17 protein-coding genes are annotated in these 23,297 nt (G+C 36.1%); 13 read left to right on the top strand and 4 right to left on the bottom strand.

Going from position 1 to position 23,297, the window contains the following annotated elements:
* The first annotated feature begins 92 nt into the window (after window positions 1–92).
* The 5 genes from OH814_RS07495 (at window position 93) to OH814_RS07475 (ending at window position 7,047) form a co-directional block, all read left to right on the top strand.
* Complete coding sequence (locus OH814_RS07495; RefSeq protein ID WP_308827752.1) at window positions 93–1,100, top strand: sugar kinase; 1,008 nt, start codon at window positions 93–95, stop codon at window positions 1,098–1,100.
* A 377-nt stretch (window positions 1,101–1,477) separates the two neighbouring features.
* On the top strand, window positions 1,478–2,137 hold the full coding sequence (locus OH814_RS07490) for a bifunctional 4-hydroxy-2-oxoglutarate aldolase/2-dehydro-3-deoxy-phosphogluconate aldolase (RefSeq protein ID WP_308827751.1): 660 nt from the start codon (window positions 1,478–1,480) through the stop codon (window positions 2,135–2,137).
* A gap of 11 nt (window positions 2,138–2,148) precedes the next feature.
* Window positions 2,149–3,678: an MFS transporter gene (locus tag OH814_RS07485; protein ID WP_308827750.1), complete on the top strand. Its 1,530-nt coding sequence runs from the start codon at window positions 2,149–2,151 to the stop codon at window positions 3,676–3,678.
* A gap of 286 nt (window positions 3,679–3,964) precedes the next feature.
* Window positions 3,965–5,428, top strand: a complete 1,464-nt coding sequence (locus OH814_RS07480; RefSeq protein WP_308827749.1) for a tagaturonate reductase — start codon at window positions 3,965–3,967, stop codon at window positions 5,426–5,428.
* A 5-nt stretch (window positions 5,429–5,433) separates the two neighbouring features.
* The gene (locus OH814_RS07475) at window positions 5,434–7,047 is read left to right on the top strand and encodes an altronate dehydratase family protein (RefSeq protein ID WP_308827748.1); all 1,614 of its coding nucleotides are present in this window, start codon (window positions 5,434–5,436) and stop codon (window positions 7,045–7,047) included.
* Between the two features lie 423 nt (window positions 7,048–7,470).
* Here the strand turns inward: OH814_RS07475 and OH814_RS07470 are convergent, their stop codons facing one another.
* From OH814_RS07470 to OH814_RS07455, 4 genes are all read right to left on the bottom strand, one after another.
* Window positions 7,471–8,025, bottom strand: a complete 555-nt coding sequence (locus OH814_RS07470; RefSeq protein ID WP_123886052.1) for a transposase — start codon at window positions 8,023–8,025, stop codon at window positions 7,471–7,473.
* A 107-nt stretch (window positions 8,026–8,132) separates the two neighbouring features.
* Window positions 8,133–8,738 (bottom strand): hypothetical protein, encoded by a 606-nt coding sequence (locus OH814_RS07465; protein WP_123886051.1) that lies wholly within the window; start codon window positions 8,736–8,738, stop codon window positions 8,133–8,135.
* 657 nt (window positions 8,739–9,395) lie between these two features.
* Window positions 9,396–9,881: a hypothetical protein gene (locus OH814_RS07460; protein WP_076558037.1), complete on the bottom strand. Its 486-nt coding sequence runs from the start codon at window positions 9,879–9,881 to the stop codon at window positions 9,396–9,398.
* Window positions 9,882–10,832: 951 nt separating this feature from the next.
* Window positions 10,833–11,861 carry a LacI family DNA-binding transcriptional regulator gene (locus OH814_RS07455; RefSeq protein WP_115620256.1) on the bottom strand — a complete coding sequence of 343 codons (1,029 nt, stop codon included), beginning with the start codon at window positions 11,859–11,861 and terminating at the stop codon, window positions 10,833–10,835.
* A 299-nt stretch (window positions 11,862–12,160) separates the two neighbouring features.
* Here OH814_RS07455 and tssD point away from each other — a divergent pair, with 299 nt between their 5' ends.
* From tssD to OH814_RS07415, 8 genes are all read left to right on the top strand, one after another.
* Window positions 12,161–12,565, top strand: a complete 405-nt coding sequence (tssD, locus tag OH814_RS07450; RefSeq protein ID WP_076557900.1) for a type VI secretion system tube protein TssD — start codon at window positions 12,161–12,163, stop codon at window positions 12,563–12,565.
* Window positions 12,566–12,774: 209 nt separating this feature from the next.
* The gene (locus OH814_RS07445) at window positions 12,775–14,733 is read left to right on the top strand and encodes a phage baseplate assembly protein V (RefSeq protein ID WP_308827747.1); all 1,959 of its coding nucleotides are present in this window, start codon (window positions 12,775–12,777) and stop codon (window positions 14,731–14,733) included.
* A gap of 2 nt (window positions 14,734–14,735) precedes the next feature.
* Window positions 14,736–16,418, top strand: a complete 1,683-nt coding sequence (locus OH814_RS07440) for a DUF2235 domain-containing protein (protein WP_308827746.1) — start codon at window positions 14,736–14,738, stop codon at window positions 16,416–16,418.
* 61 nt (window positions 16,419–16,479) lie between these two features.
* A complete protein-coding gene (locus OH814_RS07435; protein WP_308827745.1) occupies window positions 16,480–17,487 on the top strand; it encodes a DUF2931 family protein in 1,008 nt (335 codons plus the stop codon).
* A gap of 148 nt (window positions 17,488–17,635) precedes the next feature.
* Window positions 17,636–18,664, top strand: a complete 1,029-nt coding sequence (locus OH814_RS07430; protein WP_308827744.1) for a DUF2931 family protein — start codon at window positions 17,636–17,638, stop codon at window positions 18,662–18,664.
* A 37-nt stretch (window positions 18,665–18,701) separates the two neighbouring features.
* Window positions 18,702–19,682: a hypothetical protein gene (locus OH814_RS07425; RefSeq protein WP_308827743.1), complete on the top strand. Its 981-nt coding sequence runs from the start codon at window positions 18,702–18,704 to the stop codon at window positions 19,680–19,682.
* Between the two features lie 24 nt (window positions 19,683–19,706).
* Entirely contained in the window at window positions 19,707–20,174 is a 468-nt protein-coding gene (locus tag OH814_RS07420) for a DUF4280 domain-containing protein (RefSeq protein ID WP_123886045.1), read from the top strand.
* Window positions 20,175–20,184: 10 nt separating this feature from the next.
* On the top strand, window positions 20,185–23,271 hold the full coding sequence (locus OH814_RS07415; protein WP_308827742.1) for a hypothetical protein: 3,087 nt from the start codon (window positions 20,185–20,187) through the stop codon (window positions 23,269–23,271).
* Window positions 23,272–23,297 lie beyond the last annotated feature (26 nt).

Here is a 23,297-nt window from a genome sequence, read left to right as displayed (position 1 = left end):
TGCGAACTTAAAAATATACATCAAGTTTTAAAAGAAATCTTAGCGCACTTTGCGTTTAAATAACAGCAGATATTAAAAAGAGTATTTAAAATATGGCTAGCAAAATACTTACTTTCGGTGAAGTAATCATGAGACTTTCGCCTCCCGGAAACAAAACAATGAAACAGAGCCACGAAATGGAATTTTTCTTCGGCGGAACTGAGCTCAACGTAGCTTCTTCATTGGCAACAATGGGTTGCGACGTGACGCATATCAGCAATGTTTCAGATGATTTTGTGGGAGAATCAGCATTGTCTTTCATTAAAAGTTTCGGGATTAATACGACTTTCATTAATAAAAATGAACATCCTTTAGGTTTATATTTCCTTGAAGTGGGTGCATCGGTTCGTGCGAGCAGAATTGCTTACAACAGACTAAACGGTTCTTTTGCCAACATTAAACCCGAACAGGTAGACTGGAAAAAAGCTTTGGAAGGCTGCGAATTTTTTCACTGGACTGGCATCAGCCCAGGAATCTCTGAAGGTGCTTACGAAACTTTGAAAGAAGGTTTGTTAACCGCCCGTGAAATGGGAATTGAAGTGACTACTGATCCTGCGTATCGTTCCAACCTGTGGAAATATGGTAAAAACGGAAACGAAGTTTTAAAAGAATTGGTTTCTTACTCAACGGTTTTCATCGGTGGGGTGAATGAGATCAATGAAATTCTGGGAACTCAGTTTTCGTCAGATCAGCAAGGTTTCATGGAAGCTTGTGAAGAATTAAAAAAACAGTGTCCATCAATTCATAAAATTTTCGACAAAATAAGAATCGGGGTTACGGCAAGTTCTCAGCAAACGCAGGGAAGAGCTTTAATTAACGGAAATTATTTTGAAACAAAATTTTTAGAAATAGACCAAGTTGTTGACAGAATCGGAACGGGAGATGCTTTTGCAGCAGGTCTGATTTATGGTTTATTAAATTTCGATGACGAGAAAGCTTTAAATTTTGCCAACGCATCCTGTGCCATCAAACACACCATTTTAGGCGACATCAATTACTGCAGCGCAGAAGATATCCTCGAAGTAATGGCCGGAAATTCAGGGGGACGAATCAAGAGGTAGTTTTTGCTTTTAACTGTTAGCTTTTGGCAATTGGCTCAAGAGGCTTTTAAAATATAAGCAGTCATCATATTTGAAATTTAATGGTCTTTTATAGGCGGAGCGGCTTTGTGAAACTAAAAAAACAGTCAGCAATAAAAATCTTTGTGAACTCCATGTTCCAAAAAATAGCATAGAAAGTCCCAACGGGACGATTTAACAAAGGATAGGATAAAATCCTATCAAAAAAAATCAAACAAAGAAAAATTCAATTTTCTTCTTTAACCCCGACCCTAAAGGGAGGAAGAGAATGGAATTTTAGTAAGTCCCTAGCAGGACAGCATACCAAAGGATGGATAAAACGCCATCAAAGATTATTTTAACAAAATAATTAAAACAAAATGACAAAAATTCAATTGGTTACAAACACCATCATCAATCAGGGAGCTTTGCCTCTGTATTACAATGCTGATGAAACGGTAACTTTAGAAATATTGAGATCACTTTACAAAGCAGGGATCCGTGCGGTAGAATACACCAGCCGTGGAGAAGCTGCGTTGAGTAATTTCACAAAAATGGTAGAAGTACGTAACGCAGAAATGCCTGAAATGCTTCTCGGAATCGGAACGATCAAAAATGTAAAACAAGCTGAAGAATATTACAAAGCGAGGGCAGATTTCTTTATCAGCCCTGGTTTTGTGGCGGAAGTTGCAGCATTTTTAATCCCGAAAGATTTGTTGTACAGCCCGGGTTGTATGACTCCGACAGAAATCATCGCGGCTGAAGCTGCAGGCGTAACTTTCATTAAATTATTCCCAGGAAACGCTTTAGGACCTGGATTTATGAGTGCCATCAAAGATGTTTTCCCGAATCTGAAATTTATGCCAACCGGAGGTGTTGATACTACGAAAGAAAGCATTGACAGCTGGTTCAAAGCAGGAGTTTCTGCAGTAGGAATGGGAAGCAAGCTGGTAAGCAAAGAATTGATGCTTGCGAAAGACTATACGACGATAGAAAATGAAACCAAAAAAGTGCTGGATATCATTCAGACTTTAAAATAAATAAATTGACTATGAGTTCAGTTAAATCTCTTAAGCCGACGCAATACAGATGGACGATTTGTCTGCTGTTATTTCTCGCGACCACGATCAACTATCTGGATCGTCAGGTTTTATCATTGACGTGGAAAGATTTTATAGCACCGGAGTTTCACTGGAATAACAACGATTACGGAAACATCACCGCATTATTCTCCATATTTTATGCAGTGGGAATGCTTTTCGCAGGAAAGTTCGTCGACTGGATGGATACCAAAAAAGGTTTCCTTTGGGCGATCGGAGTTTGGTCGATCGGTGCAGTTTTACATGCATTCTGCGGAATCGCCACTTCAGGAATTCTTACCGGAACTTGGACGGCCGGTTTTCATGGTTCTAAAGAATTGATTGGAACAGTTTCTAATACTGGGGCAATTATCAGTACAAGTGTAACCTTATTCATTTTTGCACGTTTCGTTTTGGCGATTGGTGAAGCAGGAAATTTCCCTGCAGCGATCAAAACCACAGCAGAATATTTCCCTAAAAAAGACAGAGCATTTTCTACAAGCATCTGGAACGCTGGGGCAACAGTTGGAGCTTTGGCAGCACCGCTAACAATTCCATTTATTGCAAAATCAATGGGTTGGGAATGGGCATTTATCATCATCGGTGCGCTAGGATTTGTTTGGATGGGACTTTGGGTATTTGTTTATAAAAAGCCTCATTTACACAAGAGAGTTAACGAACATGAATTAACGTATATCAATCAGGATCAGGACGATCTTCCTAATGAAGACACTTCAGTTCCGGAAAAAGTATTTACGTTCAAAGAATGTTTCAGCTACAGACAAACTTGGGCTTTCGCATTCGGAAAGTTCATGACAGACGGTGTTTGGTGGTTCTTTTTATTCTGGACTCCGGCGTATTTAAGTTCGGTATACGGAATGGATTCCACAGAAAGTGCACTTCCATTATTTGTATTATACATGATTACTTTGTTATCAATCATCGGAGGATGGCTTCCAAAATATTTTGTTGAAAAGAAAGGAATGAATGCCTATTCAGGAAGAATGAAAGCAATGTTAATTTTTGCATTTTTCCCGCTGTTAGCACTGTTAGCACAACCTTTAGGAACTGCAACCTATTGGATTCCGGTTTTAATTATCGGTATCGCAGGAGCAGCACATCAGGCTTGGTCAGCAAATATCTTCTCAACAGTTGGCGATATGTTCCCTAAAAAAGCCATTGCAACCATCACAGGAATAGGCGGAATGGCAGGCGGAATCGGATCTTTTTTAATAAATAAATCTTCAGGATTATTATTCGATCACGCCCACAAAGCTTGGTCAACCGTAGACGGAGTTCCTTTGTTGGAAAAATATCCGCAATATGTGAACGACCGTTTGCCGGATGGATTCTTTGAGCAGTTGGAAAAGTCAGGCGCAGTAGTATCTGACGGAATTGATAAAGGATACATGATCATTTTCTCAGTTTGTGCTGTCGCTTACCTGATCGCATGGACAGTTATGAAAACATTGGTTCCGAAATATAAGGTGATCAGTAAATAAAATTTTCAAAGCATTTTTCTTTACCCCAAACCCTAAAGGGTGGAAAAATGCCTTGAAAATTTCATCAAAATTAACTCCCTTTAGGGTCGGGGTAAATAATTTTGATGAAATTTTAAGCAGACTCTTAATAGTCCAAATATAAAACTTTGAGTTCTTAGCTAAGTAGAACGCCTTTGCGAACTTAAAAATATACATCAAGCTTTAAAAAAATCTTTGCGGACTTTGCGTTTAAAAAAGCATTAAGATTTAGCAGAATTAAAAACACAATTTAATTCAATTTAGAAAAATGGAAAATCAGACAAAACAAAAATTAAACCGTCAAAACAGCGGTATAGATACAAAATTACCAATCAAAATTGTACAGTTCGGTGGAGGAAACTTCATGCGCGGATTTACAGATTATGTGATTGATAAATTAAACAAAGAAGCAGATTTCAACGCAGGAATTGTCAACATTCAGCCGACTCCAAACGGTTCTGTTCACAAACTTGAAGAACAGGGGAATCTGTACACTTTATTTTCCAGAGGAATAAAAAAAGGAGAAATCATCGATGAAAAATGCGTGATTTCAGCGATTCAAAAATCGATTAATCCTTATGTAGATTACAGCGATTTTTTAGAATTAGCAAAAGAAGAAGAACTTGAATTTGTTTTTTCAAATACAACCGAAACCGGAATTGCCTACGACGAAACTGAAAATACCTACGACGGTCCGCACAAAAATTTCCCTGCGAAAGTAGCGGTGTTACTTCATGAAAGATACAAGCATTTCAATGGAGCAGCAGATAAAGGGTTGAGAATTATTCCTTGCGAACTGATCGAAGAAAATGCGATTGTTTTAAAAGGTATTATTTTAAAATATGCCCAACTTTGGAATTTAGAAGATGGTTTTGCGCAATGGATTGAAAACAGCAATCACTTCCATAATACTTTGGTCGACAGAATTGTTCCGGGTTACCCGAAAGATGATGCTGCGACGTATGAAGACCAGTTGGATTATGAAGACCCGATGATGGTGGTTTCTGAAACATTCCTTTTATGGGTGATTCAGGGAGGTGAAGACTTAAAACAGAGAATTCCTTTCGATCAGATCAACGAACAGATTTTGGTGGTGGATGATATTCAGCCGTACCGTTTGAGAAAAGTAAGAATTCTGAATGGCGGACATACATTGATGTTGGCTCCAGCAATTTTAGCAGGAAAAGAAATCGTAAAAGAAGCAATCGATGACCAGTTTATCGGAACATTTTTAAGCGAATCGATATTTAATGAAGTGAATCAGACTTTAGGTTTAGATGAAACTGAACTGAAAGAATTTGCTGAAGAAGTGTTCGACAGATTCAGAAATCCTTTCATCAAGCACCATTTGGCGAGCATTGCTTTATATTTTGTTTCTAAATTTAAAGTAAGAGTCGTTCCGAGTTTGTTGACGTATGTTGAAAGAAATAACAAACTTCCGTTGAACTTAACGTTCTCTCTGGCAAGTTTAATCAGATTCTACCAGGGAAGTTTTGGTGAAAAATCTCTTCCTCTGAATGACGAAGAAGCAATCGTGAACAGATTCAGAGAAATCTGGAAAAACGAAGATTATGAAGTAGTTTCAGAACTTTCGTTAAGCGAAAAACTGTTCTGGGATACAGACCTTACGAAGGTTGAAGGCCTGAAAGCCGCAGTTGCAAAAGCATTGTACGAAATCGACCACAATGAAATGGAAACTGCTTACAAAAATTTTATTCAATTTTATTCTTAGAAATCATGCAAAAGAAAGTACTGAAAGTAAATCCCAAAGACAACGTTATTGTAGCGCTGTTGGATTTACCTGCCGGAGAATCGGTGCACTTAGACGGTACAGATTATACGATTCTTAAAGATATTAAAGCAAAACATAAATTCGCTGCCGTGGATTTTGAGGATGGCGACCATATTTTAATGTATGGCGTTATCGTTGGAAAAGCCAATCAATCCATCAAACAAGGCGAAGTCATTACTACCGAAAATGTAAAACACCAAAGTGCAAAAGTAGTCGGGAAAACCGAAACTTTGGGCTGGACTCCACCCAATGTAGACAAATGGAAAGACCGTACTTTCAATGGTTTTCACCGTGAAGACGGACAGGTAGGTACAGAAAATGTTTGGCTGTTTTTCCCGTTGGTATTCTGCGAAAACAAGAATATCGAAACGCTGAAAGATATTTTTGAAAAAGAATTACTTCACGACAAAGCCAGCAAACATCAGTTATTATTGCGTTCGTTATTAAACGGCGGTGCAACTGTTGAAGCTGAAGAAGAAGAACCAGATACACGAGTTTTTAAAAATATAGATGTAAGATTCATCACGCATCAAGGTGGTTGTGGCGGAATCCGTCAGGACGCTGAAGCGTTGGGAAGACTGTTTGCAGGATATGTCAACAACCCGAATGTGGCGGGAGCTACGGTTCTCAGCTTAGGGTGTCAGAATCTTCAGGTACAGATTTTCATGGATTCACTGCATGCATTGGCTCCAAATAACAAAAAACCGATTGTCGTTTACGAACAGCAAAAATCGGGAACCATCGATGAAATGCTGACTGGTGTTATCAAAGATTCTTATGAAGGCATTAAAAAAGCCAACGAAATAGAAAGAAAACCTGCATCCATCACCAAACTGAACATTGGTCTGGAATGTGGTGGTTCGGACGGTTTCTCAGGAATTTCTGCGAATCCAGTTTTGGGTGAAGTTTCAGATATTATGGCGGCAGTAGGTGGAACAACCATGTTGGCCGAGTTTCCTGAATTGTGTGGAGTAGAGCAGGAGCTAGTCAACCGTTGCATCAACGATGAAGACGGTGTAAAGTTCCTGAAACTGATGAAAGATTTTGAAGCATCCGTGGTTGCGGCAGGTTCAGGATTTGATATGAATCCGTCTCCCGGAAACATCAAAGACGGCTTAATTACCGATGCCATGAAATCTGCAGGAGCATCCAAAAAAGGCGGAGCTGCCCCAATTGTTGAAGTTCTTGATTTTACAGAATATGCCACAAAACCAGGTCTGAATCTTCTGTGTACTCCCGGAAATGATGCCGAATGTACAACTGCTTTAGTCGGTTCAGGAGCAACAGTGGTGCTTTTCACTACAGGTCTTGGAACTCCGATGGGAAATCCTATTACGCCGGTTGTGAAGATTTCTTCCAACACGGTTTTGGCAGAAAAAATGTCAGACATTATTGATTTTAATGCAGGTACCGTGATCAGCGGAGAAAAAACAATTCCCGAAGCGGCAGACGAACTTCTGGAACTTATCGTCAACGTTGCCAGCGGCGAAGTAAAAACCAAAGCGGACGTTCTTAATCAGAATGATTTCATTCCATGGAGACGAGGTGTCTCTCTGTAATGGGTTAATTATATTAAATATTAGGGTTGAAAATGCTTTCTACATCGTGTAGGGAGCATTTTCTTTTTTGTGGATAGTGCGGATTTGTAATCCGTGCTTACAATTTATTATGTTTGAAGAAAGTCACGGATTATAAATCCTCGCTATCTGGGGGCAAAGCAAACAGCTTTGGCGGATAAAAAGACGAGAAGCTCAATTTTGCACTTAAGCTCGCATTTTGCAAGACCAAAGTTATAGCCAGTTTTATTTGATTAATTCCAATATTTTATTGAATATTTCTCGAAAATTTTCAAAATTACTTTTATCTAGTGAATTTATACTTTTTGCAAAGTTTTTCTTATCACCTTTAAATAGAAATGTAGAACCACCGCCAGGTAATTTTCTCGATGTCGCGGATTTGCAATCCGTGTAACACACAACAAGTCACCCCATAAAAACCACAAAAACATCCAAAGCATTATCTAACTCTGCATAATTTCGTGCACTGCTGAAATAATAATGCTCAGGTTCTGCCACTATTTTCTGTTTTACGGGATTTTGATGAATATAATTTATCTTTTCCTTAATCCATTTATTTGAAAAAACTTCTTCAGCATGATAGCCATCTTGCCAGACTTTAAACTTTTGCTCTCTTGATAAATGCTCACAGGATTTTTGAAAATAATCCAACATCCACTCTTTTCTGCTTTCAGGTTCAGACTGTATGGTTTCGATTATTTTTTTCGAAGTAAACTTTTTAAAATCTCTCATGATTTCAGATAAAGTGTATTTACTGTCTGCACGACAGAAGAGATGAAGATGGTTTGACATCAAGCAGTATGCAAAAATGGAAAGTCCTTTTTGATTTTGACAGTATTTTAAAGAATCTATAATGACCATTTTTTGCGATAATCTTGTAAATACATCAACCCAGCCTACCGTTGTGATTGTAATAAAGTACGCTTGATCGATATCTAAAGCTTTGTATTTTGTAGACATCTGTGTTTTTATTTAAAAGTACAAAATTTAATAATTGAAAAGTCACGGATTGCAAATCCGCGACATCGCGACGATAGCGCGGATTTGCAATCCGTGCTTATACTTTATTAGGAGTAGTTTTTTTCAATTTCAATTAGTTTTTCTTTTGCTTGTTCAATAATGTTATCGTCAAAATGATTTTTTATAATTTTCTTCAATACTATTTTTGATTCTTTAAAATCTATTAATTCGTAATCTAAAAGTTCAATTGATTTCAATAATGCTATTTCAATATGACTTCCAATTTTGTACTGTACTTCACTTAATTCGTTAACTATTTTAGGAATTTCTCTATAGACACATTTTAAAGTAATATCAAACTTTGGGGAGATTTGATATAAAATAATATCAAAAAATTGTGCTATAAAAAAAGAGCTTTTATTATCAAATTTATAGTGGTTTATTTTCCCAATTTCAATTATTTTATTTAAAGATTCAAGTAGAAAGTCAAAATGTTTATCTGAATTTTCAAAATTAAATTCATAAGCAGTTAAAATTAAAGTGCTAAAATTTAAACCATCAATATTCAATTGTTTTGTAGATAATGAAATAAATTTTTCCAATTCACTTTTTAGTTCATCATTTTTAATTTTATTGCGAATTTCCAAAATACTTCCAGTGTTTTCGGAGTCTATGTACTCTTTAAAAAATGGGAAAAGTTTTAATTCTGACATAAGAATTCTTTGTTAAATTACTGACGACATTTAGATTCACTCAAACGTCAGTCGAAACTATAATTCATTAAAAATAATGAAATAAAAGAACAGCAAATTTTAAATATATAATAAAAAAACCACGCTGGCGCAAGCATCCTGCTCGTGCCCATTCAAAAAGATACGAGCGAGACGCTCGCGCCAGCAAAACAAAAACAGATATTTCCACGTTCCGAACCCCAACCGACACGTCCAGAACCTATTCCGCCACGTTCCGAAGAGGTTTCGATACGTTCTATAAAGGTTCCGATACGTTGTACAACCTATCCCGATAAGTTTATCAGAAGTCTCACGAGGTTATCGACGCCTCCGATGGGATTCTCAATACATCCGGACACGTTACACAACCTATCCCGACAGGTAAAAGATAGGCCGGTATAGGTAAAAGACCCTTCCCGACTTATCTACAACGTATCCCGAGGAGTCAACAACCTCTTCCGACCATCAAATAACGTCTCCATATAGCTAAAATACGTCTCCGAAGCTATCCGAAACATCTCGGAAGAAATATAGAACGTCTCCCGAGTATTCAACAACGTATCGAATATATTAAAAGACGGTTTGAAAGCATAAAAATACCCCTTCGTATAATTGAAGGGGTGATTAATTATCGTTGTTTTACTTTTTCTCCTCGGTTGGAGCTGTAGAGACTGAATTTTTCACAAAGAACTGTTTCAGGTCTTTGTATTTGTCTTCAAATCCCGATGATGCTGTACCTGCTTTGTAGGTAGTGTATGAATAATCAACCAATGCCGACTGATAATTGTCGTAATCATATAGTGTTTTTGCATTATTCAGTCTCGTAATAAGGCTTTCAAGTCTGCTGATCATTCCCTCCATATTATTTCGGGAGCTGTGATCTTTGTTGAATTCGTCCCAATCTACTTCGGGTGAACTCAGGTTAGACTGGCTCTGATTGTAGTCGTAGACTTTGTTTACAAACAGTTTGTTTTGTTCATTGATGCTTCCGTAACGCCTGCGGTCTTCAGGTGAAAGATTGACTGTTATTTCAGCAAGAGCTGTTTCCAATGCCGCGATGGCATCCTGTGCGGCAGTGATCTTTGCACTGCTCAAATGCGTGGAGTTCAAATTTGTTAATCCCATCATTTTTGATTTTAAAGGTTAATACTATGTATATAAAATCGTGTGTTTTTATTTTGAGGAATAACTAAGGTAGGAAAAAAATTAAAACGAAAAGAAAAATTTTGAATGCCTGAAATAACACCAATTTTATTCACCGGGAAATTCCCTTCCCTCAGAGAGGTGGATTTTTCCGAAAGGTAAGAGATGGGTGGTTAAAATACTTACAATAGAATTTTCCATCTACTGGTGAAAACAAACCACCCCGTCAAGAATTCTTTCGAATTTTCGCCACCCCTCCAGAGGAGGGGAATTTTTAATCTTTCGTTTATCTCTATTGTTTGAATTTGTAGAACTTTTGATTTAATAGCAAAATAAAATTAAAGCTGAGATTCTTCCTTCGTCAGAATGACAAAGTGTCTGTAAAGGGAATGCTGACAAATATTTTATGCGTTTAAAAAAACGACATAGGAAATGAAAGCGTTAAGAAATGATTTCTGTGAACGTTAAGAAAATTCTTCTGTTCGAAGCGCGAGACGAATTAAGAACCGAAGAAACAATTATGAATTCGCGCAAGTTTTAGAATTTTTAGAGAACAGAATTCATTTTTAGCCTTTCAGTTCCAGGTCTTGAACTTTTGTTTCTGTTGTTTTAAGACAAAAGAAATTTAAAAAATAAACTACTATCCAATCTTATTATACCCTAAGAATTCATTGCAATTATACAAAATAGAGAGATGACGAAGATGTTGTTTAATTAACTGTAAAAACGACATAGGAAATGAAAGCGTTAAGAAAATGATTTCTGTGAACGTTAAGAAAATTCTTCTGTTCGAAGCGCGAGACAAATTAAGGATCGAAGAAACAATTATAAATTCGCGCAAGTTTTAGAATTTTTAGAGAACAGAATATATTTTTAGCCTTTCAGTTCCAGGTCTTGAACTTTTGTTTCTTTTGTTTTAAGACAAAAGAAAATTTACTTCCTTTTTGAAGACTTCCTTACACAAATCTGCGGTGCTAAAACAACCTTCTTCTCAATAGAAACTCCCGAAGAATTATCTTTAATGTGATCTATAAATACCTGCCCCGCCATATTTCCCATAATTAAAGGCGTCTGATCCATTGAGCTCATCGGAAGCTCCATAAACTGGGTAAAAGGTTCATTCGAAAAGCCGATAACAGCAACTTCCTGAGGGATTTTAATTTTGCGTTTTTTTAATTCCTGGCAAGCGCCTAACGCCGCAAAATCACTGGCAGAAAATATAGCATCGGGAATAGATTTACTGTCCCATAAGGTTTTGATGGCTTCAATTCCGGCATCAATCGAACTTCCGGTAGAGATGATATTTTCTTCTTTTACCTGAAATTTGTGATCAATCAAAGCTTGTTTATAGCCATTCAGACGGTTCTGATAAATCTCAAGATTGAGATCTCCGGCAAAATGACAGATGTTTTTGTAGCCCTCCTCAATAAGATGTTCAGTGGCCATGTAGCCACCTTTGTAGTCATCAATCGTAACGGTACTGATTCCGGGAATGTCTTTTTTTCTGTCGAAAAATATGATGGGCGTATTGGTTGTATTTAAAATATGCTGAATATGTTCCGTATCAATTGTAGTACGGGAAACCGACATGAAAATTCCGTCAACCTGAGCATTCAATAAAGTGTTGAGGTGCTTTTTTTCCGTTAAAACATCTTCATGACTTTGGCAGATAATTACATGATATCCGTGAAGAGAAAGTTCTTCCTCAATTCCACGGATGACAGACGAGAAAAAGTTGGTATTGATGTATGGAACGATGATTCCTACGTTTTTGGTTTCCCCGCTTTTTAAGGCTTTGGCAAGGTTATTCTGCTTATAGTTCATTTCCTTTGCCGTTTTAATCACCAGATCTTTCGTTGCCTGACTGATTCTCGGATTATCGTTCAATGCTCTGGAAACCGTTGCCACACTTACGTTTAGCTTCTTTGAAATATCATAAATAGTGGCATTTTTCTTTGTCATAGGTATTCTGGACTAACGTTAAATCTTCCATCATATTCCTTTATGGAATGGTGGTAAATTTAATCAAATTATGCATACCAATAGCGTGCAAGCTATAATTTTTCATTTTTGATTAAATATTGCATAGACAATCTGTTTTACCAAAACTTTTTTACGGGTATCGTAGTTTTACGACATGAAATCGTAGAATTACTACAAATTTTCAAAAAGATGGTCAAATGTTTTAAAGATATTGTTGGTGTATCTATCTTTGGGTTATAGAAATCACAAAAAATACTAACGATTAAAATTTACTTATCATGGCAGCAAATTCAAGAGGAATCTTAAAATTCAACGGCAGCGAAGGTCAAAAATTATTAAAGCTGAACTACAGCGTTTCAAGATCAACAGACGTTTCAGGTAGAGTAGCATCAGACCCATCAAATGCGCTTATCAAACTAACGATCGAGGCAACAGAAAAATCTGACATCCTTGAGTCATTGTTAAACGGAAAATATAAGCCGACAACTGGTGAAATTACATTCAACAAATCTCACGAAGAAGGAACTCTAATTACTTTAAACTGGGAAAATGGTTATGTAATTCAGCATGAGGTAGACTTCGACGCGGTAGACGAAAACTCAATGTTGATCAGTTTTGTTGTAAGTGCTGAAAAAATCAACTACGGAAACTCTGCGTACGAAGGAATTTGGCCAACAAGCTAAAATCTACAGAGTTATTACAATATATAAAAAGACTGTCGCAAGACGGTCTTTTTTGTCCTTCCTCTTTTCAAAAGAATAGTTCAGCCGAGATATGAGAAGGTCTAATTTGAAATGTCATTAATCAGTTAAGAAAAATTTATAAAAATTTATCATCCTGAGATGAATAATATTTTATAAATTTATGCTCTATACACCAAAATTACGCAGATATGAAAAACTTTGACACATCTGGAAATACTACTTTTCGTCCCTCTCAGAATGCGGCAGGAATTTCAGAAAACCATCATACCGGGATCAATCGCTTGGTAAAATTATCTTTGGTCATTGAAGGTAAGGTGATCAAATATTATAAGCATTTCAAGCTTACCCAAAGTTCTCAGAAACATCACGAATTTACACTGACATTAGCTCACGATACTTTAGGCGACCGCCAAACGCATACTTTAGAAGAAGCCAATAAGTTTTTGGGCAAAAGATTAACGGCCGTTATTTCTTATAAAGACATTGAAAACAGTCCGGAACGTACTTTTGTCGGTGTAATTACCGGCGTAGGTTTCAGTCAGGAAAAAATGAGTTTGGGAAATATTATCTTATCAGGTTATAGTCCTACTATTTTATTGGATGGGGCACCGCATATTCAGAGTTTTGGCGGAAATCAGGCTGTCAATATGGGAATTATTGCTGAAGAAGTGATTAGGCAGGGTTTAGATAAAAGCCGTTTTGATATCAGAATCGATACAAATGATTATTCTCAAATCATTTACAGCAGCCAATATGACGAGACGCATTACAATTATCTGGCAAGAATGGCAGAAGCGTATGGCGAGCAGTTTTATTATGATGGTGAAGTTCTTCATTTTGGAAAACTTCCTCCACAAAATCAACCGATCAAGTTAACCTACGGAAGCAGTGCCAATGATATAAAAGTAGAATTGAAGGCTGTTCATACGAAACCACAATTTTACGGTTACAACAGCAATAAAAATGAAAAACTGATATCAGGTTCAACTCCTATTCAACATGTTGGAGATTTGGCAAAAACAGCGTATCAGCACAATGATGCTATTTACAAAACACCTTCTTTACGAGTTGCTCCGATAAAAGCAACCACCCATTTGGATGTTGAATATTCACAAAAAAGCACATCAGGAAGTGAAGGCGTAAATGTCTTTAGTGTTTCAGGCTCTACAACAGTTCCTTTTTTACATCCGGGATGCAGTGTCGATATCGAAATGCGGAAACCGGATACGAATGAAACCTCCTATTTCACAAAAATCATGGTTACAGAAGCAACGCATGAAATAGATACGATTGGTCATTACACCGGAAGTTTTCAGGGAATTGCATCTGATACAGGATTTTTACCTAAGCCTGAATTCACAATACCAATTGCCCAACCCCAAATTGCTACTGTAATTTCAAATACCGATCCGGAAGGACAGGGAAGAGTTCAGGTAAGATTTGACTGGCAAACAAATGACACCACTCATTTTATAAGAATGATGAGTCCCGATGCAGGAGGAACCGACCAAATCACACAAAACCGGGGATATGTTGCCATACCGGAAGTGGGAGATCAAGTGATGGTGAATTTTGTACACAATCATCCCGACAGACCTTTTGTAATGGGCGGAATGTTTCACGGGGGAATTGGATTAGGCGGTGGAATTAATAATCATATGCGATCCATCCAAACCAAAAGTGGGATTAAAGTTTTGATGAATGATGATGAGAAAAGCGTAACTATTTTAGATCCAAGTGGTAATACTTATTTTATGGATGGAAAAGGAAATATTACGGTAACTGCACCTAATGATATGAATTTTAATGCCGGTGGCAATATGAATATTTCTGTGGGACAAAATATGACAACTACTGTTGGAGCCAATCAATCGAATACAGTAGGAATGAATAAAACTGAAAATGTGACAATGAATTTTTCCGAGTCTGTTGGAGCCATGAAAAACGTAGGAGTTTTAGGAAGCTTTTTCACCAACGTTACAGGTAAACTAACTCATTATGTAAAGGGTGATATGGAAACTTTCGGAGAGAAAGAACATAAGCTTATCAGCTTGCAAGGAATTGAAGTAAGCAGTAAAGGAAACGTTGAGCATCATGCAGAAAAGGAGGTTAAAAATAACAGTGGCGAAAAGTCTAAAAACTATTAGTCATGAGTATTGAATATTTTGTTGAAGGTAAAGTAAGTTCTCAAACAGAAGGCGATCAATTGGCTTTCTCGAAAGGCAATATCACTCACAATGGGATAAAAAATGTTTTACAAAATGGGACCGATACAGGAGTTAGTTATAATAATCCCAGCCAAGTAAATCCCAATGATAAACCCATTAATACAATTGATGTAAGTCTGAATTTGTTTTTTGATGGAACTCAGAACAATAAAACCAATACAGAATTAGGTGGAGATTTCGATGAAGCAAGCAGTGACAAAGATGATAGTTATAATAATGAATATACCAATGTCGCAAGAGGTTTCGATGCCTTAAATCCAAGCGCTGTAAATCAAGTTCGTTGGTATATTGAAGGTATTGGGACAGAAGATAAAGAAAGTGATAGTATTGTAAAAGGTGTAATACAAGGAACAGGCGAAACTGGTATTAAAGGTAAAGTAACGAAAGGCTGTATAAAAGGAGCCGAAGCAGTTGCCACTAAAATTACAGATAAAAGTAAAATTATTGACACTCTTACTGTTACTGTTTTTGGTTTTAGCAGAGGAGCTGCCGCCGCAAGGCATTTTGTTCATTTAGTTACCAAGCCACCTTTAATGAGTTATTCTGGTGGAAAAACAATTTTGCAGATCTTCCCTCCCGAGTATATTGGTGCAGAAGGAACATTTATCATCAAAGATAAAGATGGTTCTAAGCTTAAATTTATTAATCAGTACGGGTATTTCGGTGCCTGTCTTGTGGGAAAGGAATTAAAAATCAATAAAATTAAATTCAGATTTGCGGGTTTGTATGATACTGTTGCCTCTTACGGTCTTAATCATCGCGGAGGTATGGGAATTGACAATGACACCAAGCAATTAGGTTTAAATACAATTGGAAACAACAAAGTAGATTTTGTTCTTCAGATCGCTGCTGACGACGAATATCGAGATAATTTTGATTTAACCAATATTAACAGCACAGGAATTAATGGGCTGGAGTTTACGCTCCCGGGTGTTCATTCCGATATTGGGGGATCTTACGGAAACGGAGAAGAAATTTCTGTGTTATATTGCAATCGCTTTGATCCGTATGACCAAACAACCCATAAAGAATGTGAGGAATTTAAAAAGATCGTAATTGAAGAAGGATGGTATACTGAAGACCAACTAAAAATTAAATATTTTTATCAAAAAGATGTAAAGTATGATCGCTGGTGGAATAAAGGAAGTCAATATTATGGATTGGTAGGTACCAGAACACTCTCTAATTCTTATGACAAAATACCTTTAAACCTGATGTTTCATTATTCAAAACAATTTGGATTAGAGTATATTGAAGATAGAATTACTGAAGATCATAAAATTAATGATCCTTTTCTGAACCCAATATATAATCAATTATTAGGTTATACAAACCAGTGTAACGAAATCAGAAACCAATATGTAAAAGAGTATAATGATGGAAAAAAACCATCCGCAACTAAATATATAAAAGACATAAAATCATTATCATATATAAGCAAAGTAGGAAATGTAGATGATTTAAAAACTTTAAGAAATAAATACCTTCATTGGTCGGTAAAAGCAAATCAAATTGGATTAAGTCCAAATCCTAATAACAATGCACCTAAAAAAGAAGGTGCACTGGAAGCCAAATACAGAAAAAGAAATATACAAGATGGATAAATCCCTAATCAAAATAATAATCTATTTTTTATTCATAACCCAAAACCTAAGTTGCCAAGATATGAAACAAAAAAAACTGCCTGAATTTCAAGTGGAAATATCACATCCTTATAATAAGTTAGATGTAACCCCTATACAGGATAAAATTTTTACTTTAGAAGGTAATGGTGCAGCATTGCCTTACGGTAGCAGTTCTGGCGAATGGGGATATTCTGGATCTGGTTGGACTGAGCAATACGGTACTCCCATCGGAGCAGATATCATCTACTTTTCAAGATATGAAGATACTTTTTATCGTTTGAAAGTTGACTTTCCCGAAGAGAAGATCAAAGATTACATGGAAAGAGCCTATGCCCAAAGTGGAGGAACAACTGAGGATAAAGCCCCTTTAGAAGAATACAAGCGATTGGGTAGAAATGAACGTTTTAGTGCAAATTATAATTCTTATAATAGTTTTTCTAACCTGGTTTTTGGTTTTGCACCCAAAGGGATGGTTGTCGTATGGTTGCGTTATGGTGCGGGTGTTCGGATAGAATTGGGTCGTTATCAATCCGAAGTTATTAAAGACGATAAAGAATTGGAGAAAAAATTATTTTCAAAACTATCTATTTCACGTGAAGAAATGAGAAAGAATAGGTTTTTAGATATTTCTCCAAATGAATGGGACAATTATCGGATAAGATATGCTTACAAGCCTGTAATTACCGGCGAAAATAAAGCTCTTAGATTATTTGAAATGAATTTTCACTATTATAATGCCGAGTTAGAAATTATGCTTCGCCCTTGGATTAATAATATTCCGATAAAAGAAAGAGCCATTCCGAAAGAAATTAGCTTCGTTTGGGAAACGGGAAAAGATCAGCAATTTGTTGGGAGAGCTTATTTCAGTTGGGAAAAAACGAATGAGGCATTTAAAAAAGCAGGAAATAATGCAAAATTAGAATTTAAGATAGCTCCCGATAATAGTAGTTTTGAAATGTTTTTGAACGGTCAACCTTTGAAAGCTGACAGTACAAGAGTATTCAAGACAGAAAGTGAATATAAAGATTCTTATAATGATTATAATTAGAAACATCCTTATCTCACTAAAAATGCCAAATTCTCAACCTTTGCGAAATAAAAGAATTTATAAAGAATTTTATAAGTAATTAAGTTTGAAAAAAGCATATTTTATTGTTTGTGTTTTTTTGCTGTTGCAAAATATCAGTTGCCAAAAAATGGAAAAAGAATCTACAGTTCCATCATACAACGTACAAATTTCGCATACGGATAATAAACATTTGATTACACCGGTAGAAGATTCTTTAATAACATTAGAAGGTGTTGCTGCGCATTTGCCTTATGGAAGCTCTTCAGGAAGTTGGGGGAACTCAGGAAAGGGATTTACCGAACAGAGTGGAACTCCAATTGGAGCAGATATAAAGTATTATGCTGAAAGTGAAGGGGTATTTTATCATTTAAAAGCAAGTTTTCCTAGAGATAAGGTAAAAGAGTTTGTTCAGAGAGCGTACGCTGTAGATGAATCGGAGTCATCTAATGAGCCGATGAAAGAGTTTATTAATATTCATAATGAACCTGACTACCGCAAAAAATATAATGCGTTTTCCAAATCTTATTATGGGATGTCTGATCTTATTTTTGGTTTTGCACCAAAAGGGATGGTTGTAGTCTGGCTAGGATTTGGACCGACGCAAATTGAATTAGGTGAATATCAGGCAGAAAAAATCAGCAATGAGTCTGAGATTAAGAGATTAAAAGAAAAATATCAGAAAACGTACAGAGTTGATGCCAATTTATTTGAACAGTTGGCGAAGGAAAATTATCTTCCTGATGAGTCACCTGAAAAATGGATAAAGTATAGAAAAAAATACAACTGGGCACCTCAGATAAGTTCAGAAAACAAGAACTTTAAATTGTTTTCAATAAATACAGATTATTATAACGGTGAAAGAGATATTCTCTTGCGACCGACTGTGATAAACCCTTCTGTAAAAGAAAAAGCAATTCCAAGAGAAATCAATTTCTTTTGGGAAACGGGTAAAGATGAAGCTTTTGAAGGACGCATTTTCATCAATTGGGAAAAAGCAAATGAAGAATTTGAAAATGATGAAAAAAACTTTAAGATGAATATTAAAATCGCTCCCGATAACAACAGTTTGGAAGTTTTTCTAAATACTCAGCCCTTTAAAGCAGATAGTGTAAGGATTTATAAAAGCGAAAAAAAATTTAAAGAGTCATATAAGTAATTAAAATTTAAATTCAAAATTTCAGTAACAATAACCAATGAGCAGTGAAACAAATTTTGCTAAAGTAAAAATCGAAGGCATCTTCAATCTGGAAGAGTTTTCAAAAGAATATAAAATGACTCCCCAGGAAGTTATTCAATTTCATAATCAACACTGCGGATTACAGGAATTATTGAGTTTAAATTTATCAAAATATGTACAGCATGTTTATCTGCCGTCAAAAAATTATGAAGAGGAGGATATTAAGGTCTTAAAAAGTACAACGCTCGAATTACCGACCAAAAATGAGGAAAAAGAGTATGGAGTTGTGATTAAATTTTCACCCAAAGATCTTCAGATACATTACAAAATAAAGGTAAAACGAACACTGGATATTTTAACCCTGACAAAAGATAAAACATATGTAAACAACCATAAAATTGAGCAGACTATCGAGCAATTATTTGAAAAAGCCAATAATACTTTATATCCTTTACAGATTTTAAATGAAAGAAATGGCGCATTAAGTAAGATTGTGAATGCAGATGAGGTTGCTGAAAGATGGAAAAAAGAAACGTTTCTTAAGCTAAAAGATTACTATCAGTCTGAAACGACCGATAAAATTCTTCAGCAGTTTGATGATACTTTTTGTAATCTCAATAAAAAGCGACAGTTTTTGGAAAGAAATATGTTTTATAAACTTTTTTTTCTGCCTGTTTATCAGACGTATGGAGACTTTAAGAAAGAAAGTGTAGTTCAGATTTATCATGCAGATATTGCAAAACAGATCAATTATAAAATACAATATTGGCTGCAGAAAAAATTGACGAGAGGCAACAAGATTGCATTAAAGATAACCGGAGTTGAAGACGAAAATTTATTTAATCAAAACCGTGAAAAAGGAAAATTAGAATTGCTTTACAAATTAGATAAAGAAACAAAAGCAATATATTCTATAGTTGGTTTTATTTCTTATTTTGAAAATGACAAAAAACATAATGTTGATTTTCAACTTTATGAATTAGAAAAACTCAACTGATGAGTCAATCAAAAATCGCAGATTATGAGTGAAAAACATCTTGTTTGCCAAGGCGCTATTTGTAGCTGTAAGTTTGGGTCTGCACCCGATAAGCTAAAGGTATTGACGCAAAGCAAGCGCTATATTAACGACAAAGATGGGAGCCAGAAATTGATGGCTACCCATATGGATATTGGTAAAACGTTTGAGAAAAATTTATTTGGAAGCTGTGCAAAACTCAATAATAGTCCTTGTCAGGTTGTAGTGACGAAATGGAGCGGCTTCTACGAAAAAATCACTCTGCAGGATAACAGCGGCAAAGCATTATTAGAAGATAGTAAAGCAACTTGTCCTATTGGAGCTCCGGATTGTATAAGCATTATTAATCACGGTCAAATCATGGAAGCATCTGCACAAAATGTAGAGAATGCAGAGAAAGAAGTCTTGATGGAATTATTTCCTTTTACAGATCTTGGTGAATATATCAGAAAAACAGATTACATAGAATCTTAATACATTAGTAATGGCTAATAATACACTAACCGCTATTGTCTTGAAACCAGATAATGCTGATTTTAATGAACAGTACAGAACTTTGACAACTCAGGAAGGGCAAGTGTTTTCTGTTGGAATTAAAGAATATATAGAAGGGAAAAAAAACATCCAGGAACGTATAACAGCTTTAGAAAACGAAAAAAAAAATATAGACATTGATTTAGCAATCGAGCAAAACAGATTATTTGATCAGGCTAATCAAAGATATAGTGAAGGAGGTAAATGGACGGAGATGGAAAATCATAACGGTGTACAAGTAACTCATGCTCAGGTAAGCATGGATGAAAATATAAAAGCCGCCAAAAACAAGGCTGAGAATTTAAAGAAAGCAAAAGATAATCTGCTAAAGAACTTAAACCAGGAATTAGAAACTTTTGAAAAGAAATTTGAGTCCGTTGTATGGGCCTGGAATTTGGCTTACCAACGTAGCAGTTTACCAAACGGACAGAATGAAACAATTGCCCTAGGTACCAAAGAAGTAAATTTAGCTCTTAAACAACACCTCTATGGAGGAGGATTTGCCTGGCTTGAACCTTTCTTTGAAAATTCTAAACCTACAGGAAATATAAAGTCTGGTTTATATGTTCATACAGCGAGCCAAAATGCACAGGTTTTAACAGCAGAATGGTATGGTTATGATAAAGATAACAACCCTTTGAAAATTGATAAACCGATTATCCCCGGCTCAAAAGTGCAACTGCATATCTATACACGAAGTATGTATGGGCATAATATCAGAGTTGAGTTAAAAGCAAATGGTAAAACGCTAAAGGCGAATACTTATGGAAGTGTAATTCAGGTATATGCCAATAAAAAGCCTGAGCAGCCCGATTCTACTTATGAAGTAGTAGATTCTAAAGATCTTTTTTTAGCGGAAGTCGAGATTTATGATTATTCAGATCCCAAAAGTATACAGCCTCCTGCGGGAACGATAACGGGACATCTGGTAGATCCAAAACAGGATTTGTCTGATGGAAATATTTCTATAGTACCGAATGTTCAAAAGGCAGTCGTCGATGTATTCATAGATCCGGCATGGTGTATCGGTGAAGTGCAGATTGTTATCAAACCAACCATTCATTTTGGTGATCAAAAGAAAGATTTAGACTCGGTTTTAACGGTCAATTGTCGGGAATCTGTAAAAGTACAAATGCCCGAAACAGGAAATGTACCGGTGTTCGTAGATAAGATAGAAACAAATTTTCAGGCATTTCATCCTTGTGGATATAATAAGTTTGAGGTGGGTGACGGAACGCGCACTATTGATTTGCTAGAAGACAAATCTATCCCTCCACTCAATCTTTTCGAATTGGTAGCAGGACCGTTGAATAATACGCACGATATTACAATTGATCTTGATACAGATACAACAGAATGTTCTTTTGATGGCACTCTGAATGATCATGAAAAACATGTTTTGAGTTTAATAGATTATCCTGAAAAAAAGATAGAAAAAGATGCTAAAGAAGAAGAGGAGAAAAGCAGCACCTCTTTTGACAGTAAATTAAAAGTGCAGATAGGTGGCGACAAAGCCAACGTAAGTCATGAGCAATTAATCGCTTTTAAAGGCAAGTTAGAAAAGTATACTGCAGATGGTGATGATAAGCAATTGAAATTTAAAGCCAGATATATTTATAATTATACACCGATTAATCTTGCAGGAATTCCTGTACATCCCATATTTCGATATTTTTGGTTGGGAAATGGTGTTCCTACAAACACGTATATGGTAAAAAGCAATACGTGCAGATATCAACAAGCTGTTTCTATAAAAACATATCCCGATGTTGGATGGAGCTTAAAACTGTCTTATACAAATTCTACGGTAGAAAGAGAACTTTGGGGAAATCAACGGTATGCTAATACCAAAAAAGCAAAATTTAAAAGAGAACCACAAAAATGGATTCCCGCAGGTGAGGGAAAAAGTATTGGCATTTCATTAGGCGCAAAATGGGATGATGAAAATGAATATGATGCCACTGCAGATATTACAAAACAGGTAAAAGCATTAACTGAAAGCTTAGGAGCAATCGGAAAATTTGTAAACTCTGTTTTTTTAGGAGATGAAAATAAGAAAGAGGGAAAGTATAAAGAACCCGATGCAGAACATAAAGAAGCTTTAGAAAGCGTCGCTGATAAAAAAGACCAAAAGGAAAAGCGTGAATTGGAGCAGACCAAAGATCAATTAAATGCTGCAAAAACCCGACATAGAGCTTCGGTTACTGACAGAGATAGAGCCAGAGCTCAGAAAGATATAGACAGTCTTCAGCGTAGAATGGATCGCCAGTCAAAAGAATATGATCTGAAATTAACCAGATCAATAGGTTCTATCAGTATACAGTGGCCACAATTAGAAGCACAATTTGAATGGAGCTTAGAAAATATTAGTCAGCGAGGTCCGTTTTACAATCAAACCGGAGTTGTTTTACAAGGAGTACTAGAATTGACACCGCTTATCGGGATTACTGCAACATTAGATTTCCTTGCTTTAGCCCAGAGAGCGCATCCTGTCGCATTAGCGGTAATTGCAGCGGCAGATATTACGTTGGCAATTATAGGTGACGGTAGTAAAATTACTTGTGAGTTGAGCGCGACGGGTACTTTTGGAGGTAAATTACAAGGCTTTCTCAATACCAAAACGGGCGAAAATAGTTTCAATAAAGATGACCGAAATGCAAATGACAAGCAAGTTGCAGAATTAAAATGTGATTTAGAATTTAAATTAAAAATTGCGATAGAATTAAATATCGAAAAGAAGAAATTCTTTGTCAAAGTTATAGTAACAGGTAAATTAGGTGCCGAAGCAACAGCTAAATGGACGGCGAAGGCTCCTATTGATACCGATGATTATGGTTGGTATCTGGCTCCTGAAATGACTTTCGAAGGATTAGAAATAAAAGGTGAAGCTAGCTTTTCCGGTCAGGTAAGCAGTCGTGATGGTAAATCAAAATATGGTTCTGTAGAAAGTACCAACGAGTTTACCTGGCAGGCGATTGATGCCTGGAAAGAACCAAAGAAGTGGGGGAAATTTTATTTTCCTTCCAAAAAAGAATAAATTTAAAAAATATGTACAAATACTTC

This window comes from Chryseobacterium sp. CFS15 (genome assembly GCF_031118795.1).
In the GTDB taxonomy this organism is placed as follows: domain Bacteria; phylum Bacteroidota; class Bacteroidia; order Flavobacteriales; family Weeksellaceae; genus Chryseobacterium; species Chryseobacterium indoltheticum.
Note: the sequence above shows the minus strand (reverse complement) of the source record. Positions and strands in the feature narration are given on the sequence as shown.